The organism is Protofrankia sp. Cr1 (assembly GCF_963555865.1).
Taxonomy (GTDB): domain Bacteria; phylum Actinomycetota; class Actinomycetes; order Frankiales; family Frankiaceae; genus Protofrankia.
On sequence record NZ_CAUVXO010000601.1, the window covers coordinates 1 to 3082 of the forward strand.

The 3082-nt window shown below is 65.8% G+C and carries 2 protein-coding genes; both read right to left on the bottom strand.

Going from position 1 to position 3082, the window contains the following annotated elements; genetic code table 11:
• The coding region (locus U9980_RS26510) for a site-specific integrase (protein WP_416210405.1) at positions 1-1675 on the bottom strand (1675 nt) is incomplete at its 3' end.
• Complete coding sequence (locus tag U9980_RS26515) at positions 1672-2952, bottom strand: tyrosine-type recombinase/integrase (RefSeq protein ID WP_322770427.1); 1281 nt, start codon at positions 2950-2952, stop codon at positions 1672-1674. The genes U9980_RS26510 and U9980_RS26515, both read right to left, overlap by 4 nt.
• Positions 2953-3082: the final 130 nt, after the last annotated feature.

A 3082-nucleotide genomic window follows, 5' to 3' on the forward strand; every position in this document is an offset into this window, starting at 1 on the left:
GTGCAATGTGCAGTAGTGGGATGATTTCACCAGTGGTCGGGAGCTTGTATTGAACGAGGCTGTGATGGGAAAGCTCGGTGAGTTCCTCGATGCGGACACCGGTGTGACGCAGCACCTCCACGGCGGCCCAGGTCCAAAACGCCTGATGTTCTTCGAGGGTGAGGTCACGGCGTTTCCCGGTATGTGGATCCTCGGCCCAGACCTTGCCTGCGGAGGCATGGAGAGCCTTCGATCGTCGCAGGGTCTGATCTGCGACGATGAACAACGCGCCGGCATCGGCGGCTTGGGCGGCGTGCAGCCGTTCGGTCGCCGCCTTGCGTTCGGCGTCAACAGTGGCGATCAGGACCGGGAGGACCGGGAGAGGTTCGCGGGTCCGCTGGTCCATACGTGACTTGCGGTGCGAGCGTTTCTTGCTGTGGGATGCCTCCACGTCGCGGATCGGACACGGGGCCACCCAGGGGCCCCATCGGGCCGGATCGTCTGCTGCCCACTGGGTGATGTCGAGGTAGAAGGCTCGCACCGTGACCACATGCTCGGCCGCGTTGATGCGGGCTGCGGGAACCTCGGTGACCTGTCCGTCGACGGCCGTGGATCGGGTCGTCTTGGTGGTGATGCGCTGTTTCCACGCGGTGGCGGCCTCGGCCGTCAAGCGCAGCGAGTCGATACCGTGATGGTGGAGCTCCAGGTCGCGCCAGGACAGCCGGCCCAGCGTGTAGGAGAGCTTGTGCAACGTCGCGTAGTCGACGGCAGGCTGACGTTCACGCAAGTAGTCCACCAGCAGGTCACGGACCGGGCGATATTCAATGCCGTACCGGTCGATCAGCTGCTCACAGCTGAGCTGGCCTTGGGTCTTCAGCGCCCGCACCGCTGGCGCGCTACCACCGAACACCCCCGCCGTGCGCAGCAGCTGATAGAAGTACGGGCTCGTGGCTCCGGCGCTGCCCTGCAGGTCGTCAGCGATGCGTAACAGTTCCAGACAGTCACCGATGGTGATGTCGCCGACTAAGCCGCCCTTGGCGGCCACGATGGTCGCGACCCGACGGAACGCCAGTTGTGTCGTGTGGGCATTCGCGGAGCCAGCCCGGCAGACAGACTCCAGGACCGCGAACTGCTCGGGATCACGGGTACGAGCGATCTCGGTAAGCAACTTCTTGGGCGTAGCCGGCATCAACAGCCAGCCCAGGCTTGGGCGGATCACGTCACCGCACACGAGCAGCAGCATCCCGCGCCCGACCGTGAGACAGGCGTGGTCAGGATCTTTCGGCCCACGGGAGGTGGACGCCATCCACCTGGTCGCCAGCTGCCTCCACGCGCTGTTCCCCTCCGCGTCCACTGCGCTGGCGATCCACCGGTCCTGCCACGTCTGGCCCGGCTGCTCCTGGAGCCACTCCAGCACATGGACGAGGCCACGGCGACGGTCGTGCTGTAGGTGGGCGCCTTCGACGACGAATGGGGCCGCCACCAGCGTGGCCACGACGTCCCGTTTCGGCTGCTGGGTCATCGGCCAGGTCGCCGGCACCGACCGGGGCGGAAACCGCTGCAGCAGCGCCACCGAGGACGCCGGCCACCCTCCGGCCTGTTCCCGCGGGCGCCCACCTTGATAGAGGGCAGAAGCCACCGCACCAGACACCATCCGGCGCGTTGCCTCGGCCCCGCCTATCGGAGCTCCTGTCATCCGAACTCCCGCCCGAACAGGACGCTCAGCGACTCCGGGCGATACCCCATCGAGCTGTCCGCCGCCGATCGGTTCTGCGCCTGGCGGGCATGGTGCGCCAACACCGCGGCAATCACATCCTCGGCAGGCGCGGCCAAATACACCTGCGTGGTGGATAACTGCGCATGGCCAAGAACCCACTGAACGTCAGTGAGCGGCATTGCGGGGTCCCGAATCATCCGATAGGCGGCAGAATGTCGGAGGTCATGAAGCGACCAGTTCGCGCCCAACGCAGCATTAGCTCGTGTGAACATCGCGCGGGCCGCATGGTAGGTCAACGATCGGAACGGACGCCGCAATGTCCACCACAACGGCTGATCCAGCCCAACAGGTACTAATCCCTGTATCTGCACCTGATACAACCGCAGCCACACGAACGCGTCCGGTGAAGCCGGCAGCTGCTGCATGAACCGTGTCCCTTTACGGATCACTGTGATCAGCTGCTGACCCGGGTCGGCATCACCACAGGTGGCACCCAGCAACTCCGCCGCCCGTGCCCCAGTCGACACCCAGAAGGCAACCAGCGCCCGATCCCGGTGCGACGACAACTGTGCGAACAGCTCGTCGAACTTCCTGTCAGGGATTTGCCGGGGAACACGCTGAGCCATCCTGGGCCGGTACCGGCCGGTGCGCTCTTTCTTGAACGACTCCATCGGGTTGTGATGGGCATTCGCCCTCCCACCACGCCGATCCCGCGCCAACGGGAACGGGTTCACCATCGGCCCGCTGCCAGCCTCCAGATGAAAGTCGTAAAAGCTCCGCAGCACCGTCTCGCAGTGCGCCACCGTCGCTGGAGCGTATCTGACGCCGGGCCCGGTCTTCCCAGTCACCGTATTCGGCACGTCTACCCGCGTCGGGCGAGCAGCTGGCACCGGCGAGGCAGCTCTCCGCGCATCGTCGGCCTCACGCCGCCAATGCGGCCGCACCGGCTTGTCCGTAACCTGGACCCAGCAGCAGAAATCCCGGGCCTCCACCCGGGTCGCCTGATCCCACCCAACCTCGATAGCCCGCAGGAACCGAAACCAACGCAACAGATCCATACCGTATGAACGGAGCGTGCTCGCCGCCCGCCCGCACGCCTGCAGCTCCTTCAAATACGCCGCGACCGGCGAGACCACCGCACCATCGGCGCCAACGAGCCGGTACGGCTCGAACACATCATCGGTCGCCTCAAGCGTGCCCCACCGCGGCACTACCAACGCCGACAAGTCCCGCGGCGCATCCTCTGCTCTGATCATGAACCGGAACCGTACTCACCCAGACCCGCCCTGGCCACTGAGCTGCGAAGACTCCCGCCGTAGTTCAGTTAACAGGGCGTCCTGCATGACCTTCTCCAGGCGTTGCACCGCCCGGGTCCGGTCCTCGACG